General features: G+C 37.9%; 16 protein-coding genes and 1 pseudogene. 6 read left to right on the forward strand and 11 right to left on the reverse strand.

Annotated features, from left to right (window positions below; translation table 11 throughout):
* Positions 1-74: 74 nt before the first annotated feature.
* The 3 genes from AA977_RS02445 to rho are packed head-to-tail and all read right to left on the reverse strand — an operon-like array spanning position 75 to position 3,021.
* The gene (locus AA977_RS02445) at positions 75-899 is read right to left on the reverse strand and encodes a tetratricopeptide repeat protein (protein ID WP_064434451.1); all 825 of its coding nucleotides are present in this window, start codon (positions 897-899) and stop codon (positions 75-77) included.
* 9 nt (positions 900-908) lie between these two features.
* Positions 909-1,676, reverse strand: a complete 768-nt coding sequence (murI, locus tag AA977_RS02450) for a glutamate racemase (protein ID WP_064434452.1) — start codon at positions 1,674-1,676, stop codon at positions 909-911.
* Positions 1,677-1,704: 28 nt separating this feature from the next.
* Positions 1,705-3,021: a transcription termination factor Rho gene (gene rho / locus AA977_RS02455; protein ID WP_001004703.1), complete on the reverse strand. Its 1,317-nt coding sequence runs from the start codon at positions 3,019-3,021 to the stop codon at positions 1,705-1,707.
* Positions 3,022-3,283: 262 nt separating this feature from the next.
* On the opposite strand from rho, the gene rpmE reads away from it, so the two are divergent.
* From rpmE to AA977_RS02480, 5 genes are read left to right on the forward strand one after another with little or no spacing between them, the layout of a single operon-like run.
* Positions 3,284-3,487: a 50S ribosomal protein L31 gene (gene rpmE, locus AA977_RS02460; protein ID WP_000715278.1), complete on the forward strand. Its 204-nt coding sequence runs from the start codon at positions 3,284-3,286 to the stop codon at positions 3,485-3,487.
* Between the two features lie 24 nt (positions 3,488-3,511).
* Positions 3,512-4,375, forward strand: a complete 864-nt coding sequence (gene rsmI / locus AA977_RS02465; protein ID WP_064434453.1) for a 16S rRNA (cytidine(1402)-2'-O)-methyltransferase — start codon at positions 3,512-3,514, stop codon at positions 4,373-4,375.
* Positions 4,376-4,387: 12 nt separating this feature from the next.
* Entirely contained in the window at positions 4,388-5,071 is a 684-nt protein-coding gene (gene rlmB, locus AA977_RS02470) for a 23S rRNA (guanosine(2251)-2'-O)-methyltransferase RlmB (protein ID WP_064434454.1), read from the forward strand.
* An 11-nt stretch (positions 5,072-5,082) separates the two neighbouring features.
* Positions 5,083-6,075 (forward strand): hypothetical protein, encoded by a 993-nt coding sequence (locus AA977_RS02475; RefSeq protein ID WP_064434455.1) that lies wholly within the window; start codon positions 5,083-5,085, stop codon positions 6,073-6,075.
* The gene (locus AA977_RS02480) at positions 6,072-6,893 is read left to right on the forward strand and encodes a hypothetical protein (protein WP_064434456.1); all 822 of its coding nucleotides are present in this window, start codon (positions 6,072-6,074) and stop codon (positions 6,891-6,893) included. Before AA977_RS02475 ends, AA977_RS02480 begins: the two co-directional genes overlap by 4 nt.
* A gap of 65 nt (positions 6,894-6,958) precedes the next feature.
* Here AA977_RS02480 and AA977_RS02485 read toward each other — a convergent pair whose 3' ends face one another.
* The 7 genes from AA977_RS02485 to AA977_RS02515 form a co-directional block, all read right to left on the reverse strand.
* Positions 6,959-7,402 (reverse strand): hypothetical protein, encoded by a 444-nt coding sequence (locus tag AA977_RS02485; RefSeq protein WP_064434457.1) that lies wholly within the window; start codon positions 7,400-7,402, stop codon positions 6,959-6,961.
* A gap of 239 nt (positions 7,403-7,641) precedes the next feature.
* Entirely contained in the window at positions 7,642-8,583 is a 942-nt protein-coding gene (accA, locus tag AA977_RS02490) for an acetyl-CoA carboxylase carboxyl transferase subunit alpha (protein WP_001029398.1), read from the reverse strand.
* A gap of 22 nt (positions 8,584-8,605) precedes the next feature.
* Positions 8,606-9,814 carry a beta-ketoacyl-ACP synthase II gene (locus AA977_RS02495; protein WP_229307093.1) on the reverse strand — a complete coding sequence of 403 codons (1,209 nt, stop codon included), beginning with the start codon at positions 9,812-9,814 and terminating at the stop codon, positions 8,606-8,608.
* 133 nt (positions 9,815-9,947) lie between these two features.
* Complete coding sequence (acpP, locus tag AA977_RS02500; protein WP_001163094.1) at positions 9,948-10,184, reverse strand: acyl carrier protein; 237 nt, start codon at positions 10,182-10,184, stop codon at positions 9,948-9,950.
* Positions 10,185-10,411: 227 nt separating this feature from the next.
* Positions 10,412-11,155 (reverse strand): 3-oxoacyl-ACP reductase FabG, encoded by a 744-nt coding sequence (gene fabG, locus AA977_RS02505; RefSeq protein WP_064434458.1) that lies wholly within the window; start codon positions 11,153-11,155, stop codon positions 10,412-10,414.
* Between the two features lie 38 nt (positions 11,156-11,193).
* Positions 11,194-11,406: a 30S ribosomal protein S21 gene (gene rpsU, locus AA977_RS02510; protein WP_001117778.1), complete on the reverse strand. Its 213-nt coding sequence runs from the start codon at positions 11,404-11,406 to the stop codon at positions 11,194-11,196.
* A gap of 100 nt (positions 11,407-11,506) precedes the next feature.
* Positions 11,507-12,757, reverse strand: a complete 1,251-nt coding sequence (locus tag AA977_RS02515; RefSeq protein ID WP_033750122.1) for a hypothetical protein — start codon at positions 12,755-12,757, stop codon at positions 11,507-11,509.
* Between the two features lie 172 nt (positions 12,758-12,929).
* On the opposite strand from AA977_RS02515, the pseudogene AA977_RS02520 reads away from it, so the two are divergent.
* Positions 12,930-13,176 (forward strand): annotated as a pseudogene (locus AA977_RS02520) (ribbon-helix-helix domain-containing protein).
* A 22-nt stretch (positions 13,177-13,198) separates the two neighbouring features.
* Here the strand turns inward: AA977_RS02520 and AA977_RS02525 are convergent.
* Positions 13,199-13,846, reverse strand: coding sequence for a YkgB family protein (locus AA977_RS02525; protein ID WP_064434460.1), 648 nt, complete (start codon positions 13,844-13,846; stop codon positions 13,199-13,201).
* Positions 13,847-13,921: the final 75 nt, after the last annotated feature.

Raw genomic sequence — 13,921 nt, forward strand, 5'->3', positions numbered from 1 at the left:
TTTTTTAAGATTAAAGTAAAGAGTTTGATTTTAGTCAAGTGATAGTAGAGATTGAGTGGGGTATTTTCTAAAAACTACAAAGCTTCCATGGCTTTTTCATAACCAAATTCTGCGGATTTTTGCAAGAATTTTTTAGCCCTACTTTTTTGTTTTCTAACACCAAGCCCTTCTTTATAAGCGATTCCGATTCTATAAAGGATTTCCCCCATTTGTTGTTTGAGTAAAATAATATTGCTTGAAATTTCAGCAATATCTTCGTAAGAAGTCATATTATGTATCTCACCGTTGCCTTGAAGGGATGACTTAAGATTCTCAAGTCTTTCAAATTGTTTTCCAAATCTTTTAGGATTCGCGCTCAAACCTGAAAGATCAATGAATTGCGATGCAATAGCGAAACTAAAGAAAGTATGGTTATAAACATTTATGCCTTTATTGGAAAATATGCGAACCATATGGGTGTAAGTTTTGAGTGCTTGTTTCAAATCCTTTTTCATCCCCAAGCCTTGCGCTTGCATGTATCCTAAAATTAAAGCGCCTCCTAACATGCCGCTCCCATACCCTTTGATAGCGTTTTGTGCATAGAGTTGCGCTTTTTTATAATCCACTTTCACGCCCTTTCCCTCCAAATACATTTTGGCTAAATAAACACTGCCAAGCCCAATGCCGTATTCTTCTGCCGTTTTAAAATCTTTAAAGGCTTGCTTGTATTGGCCTTTATTAAAATTATCCAAACCATTTTCAAAATAATATGTCTTATATTGTCGTGTAAATAAATCCCAATCATCACTTATGCTAATATATTCATCAGCTATACAAAGCGAAAACGACAACAATAAACCTAATGAAAGCAATAAAGGTTTTAAACGAGAAAAAATAGCGCGATAACAATCTTTAAACATGCCAAATCCTTATAATTTGAGCCATTCTTTAGCCTGTTTTTCTAGCCAAATCACATCGCCGCTCGCATGAAATTCCACTTTAGGGAATGCATAGGCGTTCTTTTTAAGGGCGTATTTTTGTTGCAAATATTCTACAATAGCATCGCCAGAATGGATGAGTAGGGGGGTTTTTGAAAGGATAAAATGCTCCATAAAATAGCTTTCAATTTTTTGAGCGATTAAAGGAAAATGCGTGCAACCTAAAATAATCACTTCAGGCAAAATCTTTAACGGGGCGAAATAATAACGCATGCAAGTTTCTAGCAATTCGCCCTCTAAAATATTTTCTTCAATCAAAGGCACAAAAAGCGAAGTGGCTAAATGCGAAACATTCAAATAACCTTGTTGTTTTAAGGCGTTATCATAAGCGCTAGATTGGATCGTCGCTTTTGTCCCTAGCACTAAAATAGGGGTGTTTTTATCTTTCACATGTTGTTTGATCGCTAAAATGCTTGGCTCAATCACGCCCACAATAGGGATTTTGGAATGTTTTTGCATCTCTTCTAAAGCTAAAGCGCTCGCTGTGTTGCACGCTACAATCAATAATTCAATCTTGTGGGGTTTGAAAAAATCCAAAGCTTCTAAGCCAAATTGCTTGATCGTGGTGGGGTCTTTAGTGCCATAAGGCACTCTAGCGCTATCGCCATAATAGATGATTTCATCAAACAATTGCGCTTTTAAAAGGCTTTTTAAAACGCTAAACCCTCCCACACCGCTATCAAAAACGCCTATTTTCATGACACTATTTTAATGGGATTTTAAGATTTTATTTTTCGTTCATTAAATTTAAAAACTCTTCGTTGTCTTTGGTTTGTTGCATTTTAGAATACACAAAACTTAAAGCTTCCACATCATCCATTTGTTGCATCACATTCCTTAAAACCCACACTTTAGTCAAGCGATCTTTTCCAAGTAAGATATTATCCTTTCGTGTGCCGGATTTTAAAATATCAAAGGCCGGGTAAATGCGCCTGTCTGCAATATTCCTCGCTAAAACGATTTCGCTATTCCCAGTGCCTTTAAATTCTTCAAAAATCACCTCATCCATTCTTGAACCCGTTTCAATCAACGCCGTAGCGATAATCGTCAAGCTCCCGCCTTCTTCAATATTCCTTGCAGCTCCAAAAAAGCGTTTAGGCCTGTGCAAGGCGTTTGCATCCACGCCCCCACTTAAGACCTTACCGCTTGAGGGCGTTACAGCGTTATAGGCTCTCGCTAAACGAGTGATAGAATCTAGTAAAACCACCACATCTTTGCCCATTTCCACTCGTCTTTTAGCTCTTTCTAAAACCAATTCAGCGATTCTTATGTGGTTGTTTGCGGGCAAATCAAAAGTGGAGCTAAAAACTTGACCCTTAACGCTTCGCTGCATATCCGTTACTTCTTCAGGGCGCTCATCCACTAAAAGGATAATCAACTCCACTTCAGGGTGGTTAGAAGTGATGCCTTGGGCGAGCTCTTTCATCAGCTCTGTTTTCCCGGTCCTTGGGGGCGCGACGATCAAAGCCCTTTGACCCTTACCCACAGGGCTGAATAAATCCAGCATCCTACCGGTAACTTTAGTGGGTTCGTATTCCAATTTGATTTGTTCATCAGGGAATAGGGGGGTTAGGTTGTCAAACAAAGGGCGGTTTTTAATCTCATCTGAAGGCAAGTAATTGATGGCTTCTATCTTCAAAAGAGCGTAGTATTTTTCTTGATCTTTAGGGGATCGCACTTGACCGGTAACAATATCGCCATTCCTTAAAGCAAAGCGTCTGATTTGAGAAGGACTGACATAAGTGTCATTATGCCCGTCTGAAAAGCTCCCATCAAACCCCCTTAAAAAGCCATAGCCATCAGGCATGATTTCTAAAATCCCGGTAAAAAGAATGTATCCGCCTTGCGTAACTTGGGTTTTTAAAATTTCAAATATCAAGTCTTGGCGCTTGAATTCTTGAGGGTTTTCTACTTTGAGCTTGTTAGCGATTTCTAAAAGCTTTTCAGTAGGGTAGGTGCGTAAATCTTCAATGTGATAACCGCTCACTGGCGTGTGTGTTTTGACTTTGTGCGAACTCTTATGCGTAGGCGCGTTTTCGTTCATTAAATTTCCTTTTAATTAAAAAGAGGTTTCTAGTTGTTTCAATTAAGATGAATACAAAAAGCTAAAGCATTCTTAAAAAATTAGTGTAACCAAAAGATGCTAATAAGTGGCACATGCCACAAGTGTTGAATTTCGTAATGCTTCGCTATGCTATCATAATTTTTTTAACAAAGTCAAATTTTATTTTAACTTTAGAGTGGTTTTAATTTATTATTACTTATGCTATAATTTTAAGTTTAAATTTAAGAATAAAGGACACTTAATGAAAAAAGGCATCCACCCAGAATACATCCCATGCAAAGTTACTTGCGTAACGAGCGGGAAAGAAATTGAAGTTTTAAGCACTAAACCTGAAATGCGTATTGATATTTCTAGTTTTTGCCACCCTTTCTATACCGGTAGCGATAAAATCGCTGACACTGCAGGGAGAGTAGAGAAATTTAAGCAACGCTACAATTTGAAGTAACTCTTTTAAAAAGCGTGGCTTTTTGTGTTGCATTTTTTGCCCACTCCTATAGGTAATCTCGCTGACATTACGCTACGCGCTTTAGAAGTTTTAGAGCGTTGCGAGGTTTTTTTGTGTGAGGATACAAGGGTGAGTAAGAGGTTGTTGCACTTGCTTGCACAAAACCCTATCATTAGCCATTCTTTCCCTAATATTGCGACTAAAAAAAGGGAATTTATCGCTTTCCATTCGCACAATGACCAGGAGTTTTTAAGCCAAGTAGAGCTTTCTTTTTTTGATAAAGAAATCGCTGTGATGAGCGATGCGGGCATGCCAAGCTTGAGTGATCCATGCATGAGTTTAGTCGCTTACGCTTTAAAGCATAATATCCCATACGATGTTTTGCCTGGGGCTAATGCGCTCACCACGGCGTTTTGCGCGAGCGGGTTTTTAGAAGGGCGTTTTTTTTACGCCGGCTTTTTGCCTCATAAGAGCAAGGAAAGGCGTTTGAGGATCGCTAAAATTTTAAACGCTTTAGCGTATTTGGAAGAAAATACCCCAGTGGTTTTTTATGAAAGCCCGCACCGATTATTAGAGACTTTAAAGGATTTAAACGATTTGGCTAAGGGCATGCATTTATTTGCGGCTAAGGAGCTTACCAAACTCCACCAGCGCTATTATTTAGGAGAAATTTCTCAAATCATAACGCAGTTGCAAAAGAATAATATCCAAGGGGAGTGGGTTTTAGTGCTTTTGAATGAGAAAAAAATAGAGCCTTGCATGGGGCTATCGGCGTTATTGGAGTTGGATTTGCCTCCTAAAATTAAGGCTAAAATTGAAGCCGCTATGACACAACAAAACGCTAAAGAGCTTTATAGCCAGCGTTTGTTAGAAGAAAAAGATCAATAAAAGGGGTTTAGCATGCAAGCAGTGGTTTATGGCAAGCAAGTGATTATGCATATTCTAAACTCTCATCAAGAAAAATTGCAAGAAATCTATCTTTCTAAAGAAATAGACAAGAAACTTTTTTTTGCGCTCAAAAAAGCATGCCCAAATATCATTAAAGTGGATAATAAAAAAGCGCAAAGCTTGGCTAAGGGGGGGAATCATCAAGGGGTTTTAGCTAAAGTGGAACTGCCTCTAGCCATTTCTTTAAAAGAGATTAAAAAAGCTCAAAAACTTTTAGTGCTTTGCGGTATTACAGATGTGGGGAATATTGGGGGTATTTTTAGGAGCGCGTATTGCTTGGGCATGGATGGCGTTATTTTAGATTTTGCTAAAGAATTGGCTTATGAGGGGATTGTGCGATCCAGCTTGGGGCTTATGTATGATTTGCCTTTTAGCGTTGTGCCTAACACGCTGGATTTAATCAATGAGTTGAAAACGAGCGGGTTTTTGTGTTTGGGTGCGAACATGCAAGGCTCTAGCCCAAGAGAAGATTTAGCCTTAAAAAAATGCGCTCTTTTTTTAGGGAGCGAGCATGAGGGGTTGTCAAAAAAAATCCTTGCTAAAATGGATACGATCTTAAGTATAAAAATGCGGCGCGATTTTGACTCGCTCAATGTGAGTGTGGCAGCAGGGATTTTGATGGATAAAATCAACTAGGTGGTCAATGAATGGAACAGAATAAAAAAAGTTTGGAAAATTTAGATCTTTCTGATGTTCAAAAAAACTCTAAAGACATTTCTGGTGCGGCATTAGAAGAATTATCGCTTAAGACTTTGGATAAAAATTTGCAAATTTTAAGAGAAATTGGGGTGCAAGAAATTTATAAAGCGACCAAAATCGCTTCTAAAAATATCAACTACATACTGGAAAAGCGTTATGAGTCTTTATCAAGGGTGCATGCTAAGGGTTTTATACAGATTTTAGAGCGCGAATACAAGCTTGATTTGAGTGCATGGATGAAAGAGTTTGACAGGGTGTGCACTTTTAAAGAGAGCGTGAGCGAAGAGCCAGATAAAGAAACCAACCCTGAAGAAGCAACCAAAAACCCTTTGAAAGTTGAGATAGATTACAGCATCAATCAGGCTAATATCAAATTGTCTAAAGGATTGTCCAAATGGAAACCCTTTGTTTTGGTTTTAGGGGTGATTGTCATTATTTTAGCGATCGTTATCATTCAAAACATTTCTTCTTTAAAAGAAGAAAGAGAGCGAGAAAACGCTATTAAATCCGGCACTAAAAATAGTTCTTTCAATGAAGCTCATCCCGCAGAAGAAAACAAGATAGAACCAACGCCTAAGCCAGACAAAAAACAAGAAAAGCAAAAAGAACAAAAAGAACAAGAAAAAGCAGAAAAACAAGAAAAAGAAGCGATCAAAGAAAATCCTGACACCATTTATATCATGCCTAAACGAGATATTTGGGTAGAAGTGATTGATTTAGATGAGAAGAAAAACTCTTTTCAAAAGGTTTTTAAAAAAAATTACCCCTTAGAGGCCAAAAACCACCGCTTGTTATTGCGTTTTGGGCATGGGCATCTCACTCTTAAAAATAACCATCAAGAGCAAGATTATAACGATGGCAAAACCAAACGATTTTTATACGAGCCAGCTAAAGGTTTGACCCCCATCAATGAGTCTCAGTACAAAGAACTCCAGCAATGAAAAATCTTTTTTTAGCCTTTATTGTTGGGGGAATGCTTTTAAACGCTGATGCTTTAAACAATAAGATTGAGAATTTAATGGGGGAGCGATCTTATCACATGAACAAGCTTTTTTTAGAGCGTTTGTTTAAAAATCGTAAGGATTTTTATCAAATGGGGCGTTTGGATTCCTTAAAATTGCTCAACACTTTAAAAGAAAATGGGCTTTTATCGTTTAATTTTGACAAGCCAAGCATGTTAAAAATCACTTTCAAGGCTTCAAGCAACCCATTAGCGTTTGCTAAAAGCATCAATAATTCTTTGAGCATGATGGGGTATTCGTATGTTCTGCCCATTAAAATGCAAAGCTCTTCGGGTGAGAATATTTTTTCTTACGAGCTTAAAACGGAATATGTCTTAGACCCTAACATTTTGATAGAGACGATGAAAAGGCATGGTTTTGATTTTATAGATATTAGACGGGTGTCTTTGAAAGAGTGGGAATACGACTTTATTTTACAAAAGATCAAGCTCCCCAATGCAAGAGATTTAGTTGTAAATAGCGATCCTGTAGAATTTAAGGAAGCAAGCGGGAAATATTGGCTTAGCGTGAATCAAAACGCGTATTTGAAAATAAGCTCCAATAACCCTTTATGGCAGCCAAAAATCATTTTTTATGATGAAAATTTAAAGATCATTCAAATCATTGCCAAAGAAAACAAACAACAAGAAATCGCTCTTAATTTGCTCAATGGCGTGCGTTTTATCCAAATCACTGATGCAAAAAACCCTATCATTTTAAAAAGTGGGATTAGCGTGGTTTTTGATGCGATGCCTTAAGTAGGGGTAAGTTTTATCCAATTTTAAAATGAAAAATCCGTTTTTAAATTTGAAAAAAGAGAGCCTTAATAATAGCGATCCACCCAATATTTACCAAAAAAAATCTTTTGTATCACACAGCCCACCAATAGTCCAGCTCCCGCTTCTATAAAAAGGACAGCCCACCAATTGATAAAACCAAACCTTACAAAAAACAAATGCGCCGGTAAAAAGCCAAGCAATAGTGAAATGCCGCTCACAATAGAAATCCCAAAGCGCGTTTTAAAGATTTTACTTTTTTTGCCAAACGCCATGTCTATTACAAATTCCCCACCAAGAGAAATCAAAAAAAACCAAATCAAATGTTCAGGCATCAACAACCAATCAACTGCACTACTTCTATTAACCGCTGTAATGACAAGAAGTGAGAAAAAATACACGCTTGCAGATGCAAAATGCCTGCCCCTATCCCTTAAAGACCAATTCTTAGAAAAACGGCTTTTGATTTTTTCATATATTACATGTATCATGGGGTTTCTTTATTTTTTGGAATAATTATTAGACTTGACTTTTGTATTGTAAAATAAAAATCTTTCATCTAACGCATTGAGCATAGCATTATCTTTTTGTATTCAAATCAAAGGAGAAAAATGATAGATTAGTAACACAATGTTGTTTTTATACTATTCTAAACAACACGCTAATCTTTTGATTTAAATAAGAGCGTTACTTTTCACTCTATAAAATCATAAAAATTTAATGCAATGTTTCAGTGCGGCATGTTTTCTACAAACGAACCAAGCGACATTAATTTTTGATAGCGGTTGTCAAGGAAATGAGGGTCTTGTTGGATAGTCCTTAGAGCGTCTAAAAAATACTCTTTGATCGTGTTGGCCGCTGAGATTTTATCTCTATGAGCCCCCTTGCTAGGCTCTAGGATAATATCATCAATAAGCCCTGCTTCTTTTAAATCTCTAGGCGTGATTTTCATCGCTTTAATAGCCACTTCAGTCTTGCTAGGATCATCCCAAAGGATCGCTGCACAACCTTCTGGGGATATAACGCTAAAAATGGAATATTCCATCATGGCCAACTTGTCTGCCACCGCAATCGCTAACGCGCCACCACTGCCCCCTTCACCGATAATAATAGAAATAGTAGGGACTTTTAAGGAGGCGAACTCTTGGAGGTTTTTAGCGATCGCTTCGCTCTGGCCTCTTTCTTCTGCACCAATTCCTGGATACGCTCCGGCCGTATCTACAAGCATTAAAATAGGCAAATTAAACTTTTCAGCAAATTTTGCCATTTTCAAAGCTTTACGATAACCGCAAGGATTGGGCATGCCAAAATTCCTCAAAAGCTTGTTTTTAGTCCCTCTGCCTTTTTCTTCCCCAATCACCACAACCGGGATATTATCAATTTTGCCTATAAAACACACGATCGCCTTATCATCATTGTAATGCCTATCCCCAAAGACTTCATACTTGTCTTTTAAGATCAAATCAATGTAATCCATAGCGTAGGGCCTGTCAGGATGTCTTGCTAACTGGAGTTTTTGAAAATCAGTGAGATTGGAGTAAATGGTTTTAACTTCCTTATCCAATCTTTTTTCTAAGATTTCTTTAGCGTCCTCATCGCCTCTAATAAGGGCTAGTTCAATTTCATTTTGAATTTCTTTAATATGATTTTCAAAATCTAAATAAATGGCCATTCAAAATCCTAACTTTGTGAAACTAGGCTTTTTTGAAAATCACAACACCATTAGTGCCACCAAAACCAAACGAGTTGCTCATCACCGCATCCACTTGCTTTTCTCTAGCCGTATTGGGGATATAATCTAGATCGCATTCTGGGTCAGGCGTTTCTTGATTGATGGTGGGAGGTAAAATCCCTTGATTCATCGCCATGATGGAAATAACGGCTTCTAAAGCGCCCGCAGCGCCTAAACAATGCCCAATCTGCCCTTTAGTGGAGCTAACGGGAGGAACTTTTTCTTTAGAGCCAAACACATTTTTAAGAGCGATGCTTTCATACCAATCGTTATAATGCGTGCTAGTCCCATGTGCATTCACATAGCCTACTTCCACTTTCGCCATTTCTAAAGCCATTTTCATGGCTCTAAAAGCCCCTTCGCCCTCAGGGGCTGGGGCTGTGATATGGTTAGCATCGCCGCTCTCACCATACCCGGCAAATTCTGCATAGATTTTCGCCCCTCTTTTTTTCGCGCTCTCGTATTCTTCAAGCACTAAAGCCCCAGCGCCTTCCCCCATCACAAAACCATTGCGATCCTTATCAAAGGGTCTTGAAGCTTTTTTAGGCTCGTCATTTCTTGTAGAAAGGGCTTTAATGCTTGCAAACCCACCAATACCCACAGGACAAATGGTGGATTCCGCTCCCACGACTAGCATTTTATCAGCCCCACCAAGCAAAATGGTCTTAACCGCTTCAATAATCGCATGAGTGCCGGCTGCACAAGCCGTTACGCTAGAAAGGTTAGGCCCTTTAATGCCAAACTCAATGGAAGTGAAACCTCCGATCATGTTCACTAACGCAGAAGTGATGAAAAAGGGATTGACTTTTCTAGGGCCTTTTTCAAAACAAAAAATGGAATTCGCTTCAATATTCCCCAATCCGCCAATCCCAGAGCCAGAGCTTACGCCCATGCGATTGGCCAATTCTTCAGGGCATCTATTTTGAGCGTCTAAAATCCCACTATCTTTCATCGCCTCTCTTGTGGCTTTCAAGGCTAATTGAATGAAACGACCTGCCTTTTTAACATCTTTGGGATTCATCACCTCTGTAGGGTCAAAGTCAGTGATTTCTCCAGCAATACGCACAGGAAACGCGCTCGCATCAAAGCTTTCTATGTTTTTGATACCGCATTCCCCTTTAGCGATCGCCAAAAAAGAATCTTCTTTGTTTAAACCTAGCGAATTGATCATTCCCATTCCAGTTACTACAATCCGACGCACCAATAGCTCCTCATTTCAAAAACTTTCATTCAATAAAACTAGATTTTAGCTAAAACTAAATTTTTAGATAAAACCTGGAGACCAACGCTCCAGGTTAAAAAGATTAGGCTAGTTTATTATCCTCAATATACTTCACCACATCGCCCACATTGACGATTTTTTCCGCTTGCTCATCAGGGATTTCAACGCCAAACTTTTCTTCTAACGCCATGATTAATTCCACGACATCTAAAGAGTCCGCGCCCAAATCTTTTACAAATTCCGCTTCTGGCGTAACTTGTGCCGCATCCACATTCAACTGCTCAGCAATAACTGCCTGAATATCTTCAAATAAAGCCATGATTAAAACTCCCTTGTTTTGTAAAAATTAAATTGAATTATTGGAGCGTTTATTTTTGCTCCAAAACATCTAAAATCCTATACAACAAATAAATTACAATGAGAAACAATATTAAATAAATAATCCCCATTTGACAATAACCTCTTTGTTTTAGAATAACCTCATAATGGTAGCATGATTTTTGCTACTTACAAACTTTTATTGCTAAAAGAATCCTTTGTTTAGGACTACATATAAAGCCCGCCATTGACTTTGAGAGTCTCTCCAGTGATATAACTAGAGTGATCACTCAAAAGAAACGCTACCGCTTCTGCCACTTCTTTAGCAGACCCTAGCCTGTTTAAGGGAATATTTTTCATATAATCCGCTTTGACTTCATCTTTTAAAGTGGCGTTCATGTCGGTTTCTATAAAGCCTGGCGTTACACAGTTAAAACGGATATTCCTTAAAGCTCCCTCATAAGCAAAGGACTTGCTCATCGCAATCATCCCCCCCTTACTCGCTGAGTAGTTTGTTTGCCCCATATTGCCTCTTTCACCAATAATAGAAGCGACATTGACCACGCTCCCAAAACGGCTTTTACTCATAACCTTTAAAGCTTCCCTACAACCTATAAAAGCTGAAGTGAGATTATTTTCTATGACATGATGAAAATCTTCTGTTTTCATCTTAATGGCTAATTTATCGCGCACGATACCGGCATTATTCACCAAGTAAGACAAACCTCCATCGCTTTGGACAATGGTTTGTATCGCTTCAACAAAATCGCTTTCAGAAGTCGCATCAAATTTAATGACAGCCACTTTGTAGCCTTTTTCTTCAAGTTCATTTTTTAAAGCGTCAGCCACTTCTGCGTTACTGCGATAATTGATCCAAACTTTCAACCCCATAGAAGTAAGAGTTTTTGCAATTTCGGCCCCAATGCCTTTAGAAGCTCCCGTAATGAGAACATTTTTCCCTGTGAATTGCATTCTTTAATAATCCTTAACTTTTAAATTCGTTCAAGTTCTTATAGTCTTGATTCATAGCGCCTTAACATATAAAGACGCTTTAAAACTTTCTTTTTAGCGCTGATTTTTTGTTTTTTGCGCTTTTCAGTTTTAGACTCAAAGAATCTTCTTGCACGGCATTCTGTTACCACTAGATTGCGATCGGTTTGCTTTTTAAACCTTCGGTAAGCTTCATCAAACGCATCGCCTTCTCTAACCTTAATCCCTGGCATACTGCTATCACCTCTTTTCCATAGCTTAAAATCATTGCTTAACAATGGCTACAAATGAAATAGCATTATATAAGACGAATTAACTGGTTGTCAAGAATTTTCACTTTTTTCTAGCAATTTTGTTAATAAGGTTATAAGGATCAAAGGCAACTGTCATATACACTTGGTAAGATTCTGACCAAGGCAAGCTTCTATCAAAGCCTCCACGCATTGCATTAAGCACGAAATTGATTCTAACGGATGCAAAGTCGTTTTTCCAATTGTAATACAAATCAAAACGATTGTATAAATTGGCTTGAAAGAATGGCACGCCACGATAAATAGGTGTGGGGCAATAAGAGGGCGTGCAATACATTTCAACATATTGATATTGGTTGTAAAAAGGCATTTCGGGGGTTTTGGCAAAATAAAATAAATTGTGTATTCCAAAACCTTTGTATTGAATCTCTACGTCAAATTGCCCTCCCACGCTATTCATAAAAGGCACATTTTTGTGAAGTTGCCTCAATCGGCTTGACTCAGAAACCATACCAAAACTAGCGTTGAGCTTTTCCATAAAGGGGGCTATATCTAAAAGGCTTGTCCCTATGTAAGCGTTAAAATAAAGGCGATCCATAAGATAAATATTATTACTATCAATCGCTTTTTTTTCGTTAAATTTCATGCCATCAGCCCCATTTAAAAGGTATTTGTCTTCGTTATGGAACAAGACAAAATACCCTCCAATACCCAATAAATCCTTAAAGAAATTATAAGCAACAGAGCCATTCATTTGAAACCTATCCATTGCATTCCCATAAGGGTTTCTCCCGAATTTACAGGTGTTGTAACAATTCCCCCCAAACCAATCTAGCATGAACTCCGCATGCCCATAATAGGGTTTTGAGGGCGAATAATGGTTTTGAAATTGCAATAAAAACCCTCTAGCGTTGGGATCTATAAACCAATAATAGGGGGCAAAAATATTCAAACCATACCTTCCTAAGAGGTTTTTTCTAGGAAAGATCCCTCCATAAAAAGTGAAACGTTTTCCCCTAGCCTTATAATACATCGTAGGCCCCCAACGGTAGGGGAAATTGGTGCTATAATTATGGAAGTTTTGAAAAAAATACGCCCCCACAGTTAGGCTTTGCTCCACACCTTTTGTATAAAATTGGATCCCAAAATTTGGAGTTAGACGGGTTTTAAGATTGGTGTTAGTATTGACCCAATAAGGCGTTGAACCTTCATGGTCCATGATAAACATGTTGAAACCCAAATTGTATTTAAAAATATTCCAATCAAAAGCGTGAGAATTAACCGCTAACAAACAGACCAAAGAAGAATGTTTTAAAAAGGTGTTTATTGCCACTTGTTACCCCTGTGTCATCATTATTTTGATAAAAAAGATTATCTTGTAACAAATGGTTATTCTAGCACATCTAAAAATATTTTTCTTTAGATTTAATATAAAATAGCGTTTATTTCATGTTAGAATAGCCTTTGTGATGTTGCATTACACATAACTAAAAAAGGAAATTTTAATGGAATTAGAAAATAAAAATATAAAACCCGGTCGTAAGCGCGTTGCTGTAGATGAACTGAAACGCAACTTTTCAGTAACTTTTTATCTGTCTAAAGAAGAACATGATGTTTTAAGACGATTAGCTGATGAAGAAGTAGAGAGCGTGAATTCTTTTGTAAAACGCCATATTCTAAAGACTATTATTTACAAAAAAGGCACTAATCAAGATTCTTCTATCAATTTATGATTCTTCTAGTAGGCTTTAAGCCTACTAGAAGGCATTCACTCCTAAGAGCAACACCCACTAGAGCATTTAGTTTTAATCCCTACTGATGAGCGATTCATCAAACAAAACCCTTTCCCTTCTAAATAGCGTCTCGCATCAAACCCAGCCACAAATAAGCCTCCGGCAAATAACGCCAAGTCTTTAACCACTAACCTTCCTGCCCCAGATAGCCATGGGAAATGCTGATTGACAAAAACTTCTGGCGTTGTGAATAAAAAGGATAGGGTAGTGATAGTCATTCCGGCGACAAGCAAGCCTCCAATCACACCCATTAAAGGCATCCAAAGCCCTAAAAGCACCAAAATACCTAAGATCATAATCGTAACCCCTAAAGCTTCAGCCACTAAATAAGTGCGGTTTTCTTTATGCCATTCTTTGTTTTCAACGATTTTAGGATCATCTTGCATTTCTTCTTGCATGGACTGGGATTCAGACATTTTGTGTTGTTTGTATGCAGGTTTTTCAAATTTATACATGAAAGAAAAGAAAGGGGAGTTGGCCACAAAAGGAGCGATCCCTTCGGCTTCATAAGGCACAAACTTAAGCCCTCCGATCCAAATAAAAATAATGAAAATAGCTATATGCATCAAATAGCCGCCTAAATTCTGGAGTTTTGTAATTACTTCAAGCAATGATTTTAACGCTTGCATGATTTTATTCCTTTAAGATGTTTTTTATATTGCTAAAAACAGCTTGGAAATGATAGCGCATTATGCTCAATTAAA

Source organism: Helicobacter pylori (assembly GCF_001653455.1).
Classification (GTDB): Bacteria; Campylobacterota; Campylobacteria; order Campylobacterales; family Helicobacteraceae; genus Helicobacter; species Helicobacter pylori_A.

Excerpts from the sequence above, each read along its gene's own strand:
- accA (WP_001029398.1), bottom strand. The coding sequence starts at position 8,583 with ATGGCCATTTATTTAGATTTTGAAAATCATATTAAAGAAATTCAAAAT.
- AA977_RS02495 (WP_229307093.1), bottom strand. The coding sequence starts at position 9,814 with ATGATCAATTCGCTAGGTTTAAACAAAGAAGATTCTTTTTTGGCGATC.
- rpmE (WP_000715278.1), top strand. The coding sequence starts at position 3,284 with ATGAAAAAAGGCATCCACCCAGAATACATCCCATGCAAAGTTACTTGC.
- rlmB (WP_064434454.1), top strand. The coding sequence starts at position 4,388 with ATGCAAGCAGTGGTTTATGGCAAGCAAGTGATTATGCATATTCTAAAC.
- AA977_RS02485 (WP_064434457.1), bottom strand. The coding sequence starts at position 7,402 with ATGATACATGTAATATATGAAAAAATCAAAAGCCGTTTTTCTAAGAAT.
- AA977_RS02445 (WP_064434451.1), bottom strand. The coding sequence starts at position 899 with ATGTTTAAAGATTGTTATCGCGCTATTTTTTCTCGTTTAAAACCTTTA.
- fabG (WP_064434458.1), bottom strand. The coding sequence starts at position 11,155 with ATGCAATTCACAGGGAAAAATGTTCTCATTACGGGAGCTTCTAAAGGC.
- AA977_RS02475 (WP_064434455.1), top strand. The coding sequence starts at position 5,083 with ATGGAACAGAATAAAAAAAGTTTGGAAAATTTAGATCTTTCTGATGTT.
- rpsU (WP_001117778.1), bottom strand. The coding sequence starts at position 11,406 with ATGCCAGGGATTAAGGTTAGAGAAGGCGATGCGTTTGATGAAGCTTAC.
- murI (WP_064434452.1), bottom strand. The coding sequence starts at position 1,676 with ATGAAAATAGGCGTTTTTGATAGCGGTGTGGGAGGGTTTAGCGTTTTA.
- AA977_RS02525 (WP_064434460.1), bottom strand. The coding sequence starts at position 13,846 with ATGCAAGCGTTAAAATCATTGCTTGAAGTAATTACAAAACTCCAGAAT.
- rho (WP_001004703.1), bottom strand. The coding sequence starts at position 3,021 with ATGAACGAAAACGCGCCTACGCATAAGAGTTCGCACAAAGTCAAAACA.
- acpP (WP_001163094.1), bottom strand. The coding sequence starts at position 10,184 with ATGGCTTTATTTGAAGATATTCAGGCAGTTATTGCTGAGCAGTTGAAT.
- AA977_RS02480 (WP_064434456.1), top strand. The coding sequence starts at position 6,072 with ATGAAAAATCTTTTTTTAGCCTTTATTGTTGGGGGAATGCTTTTAAAC.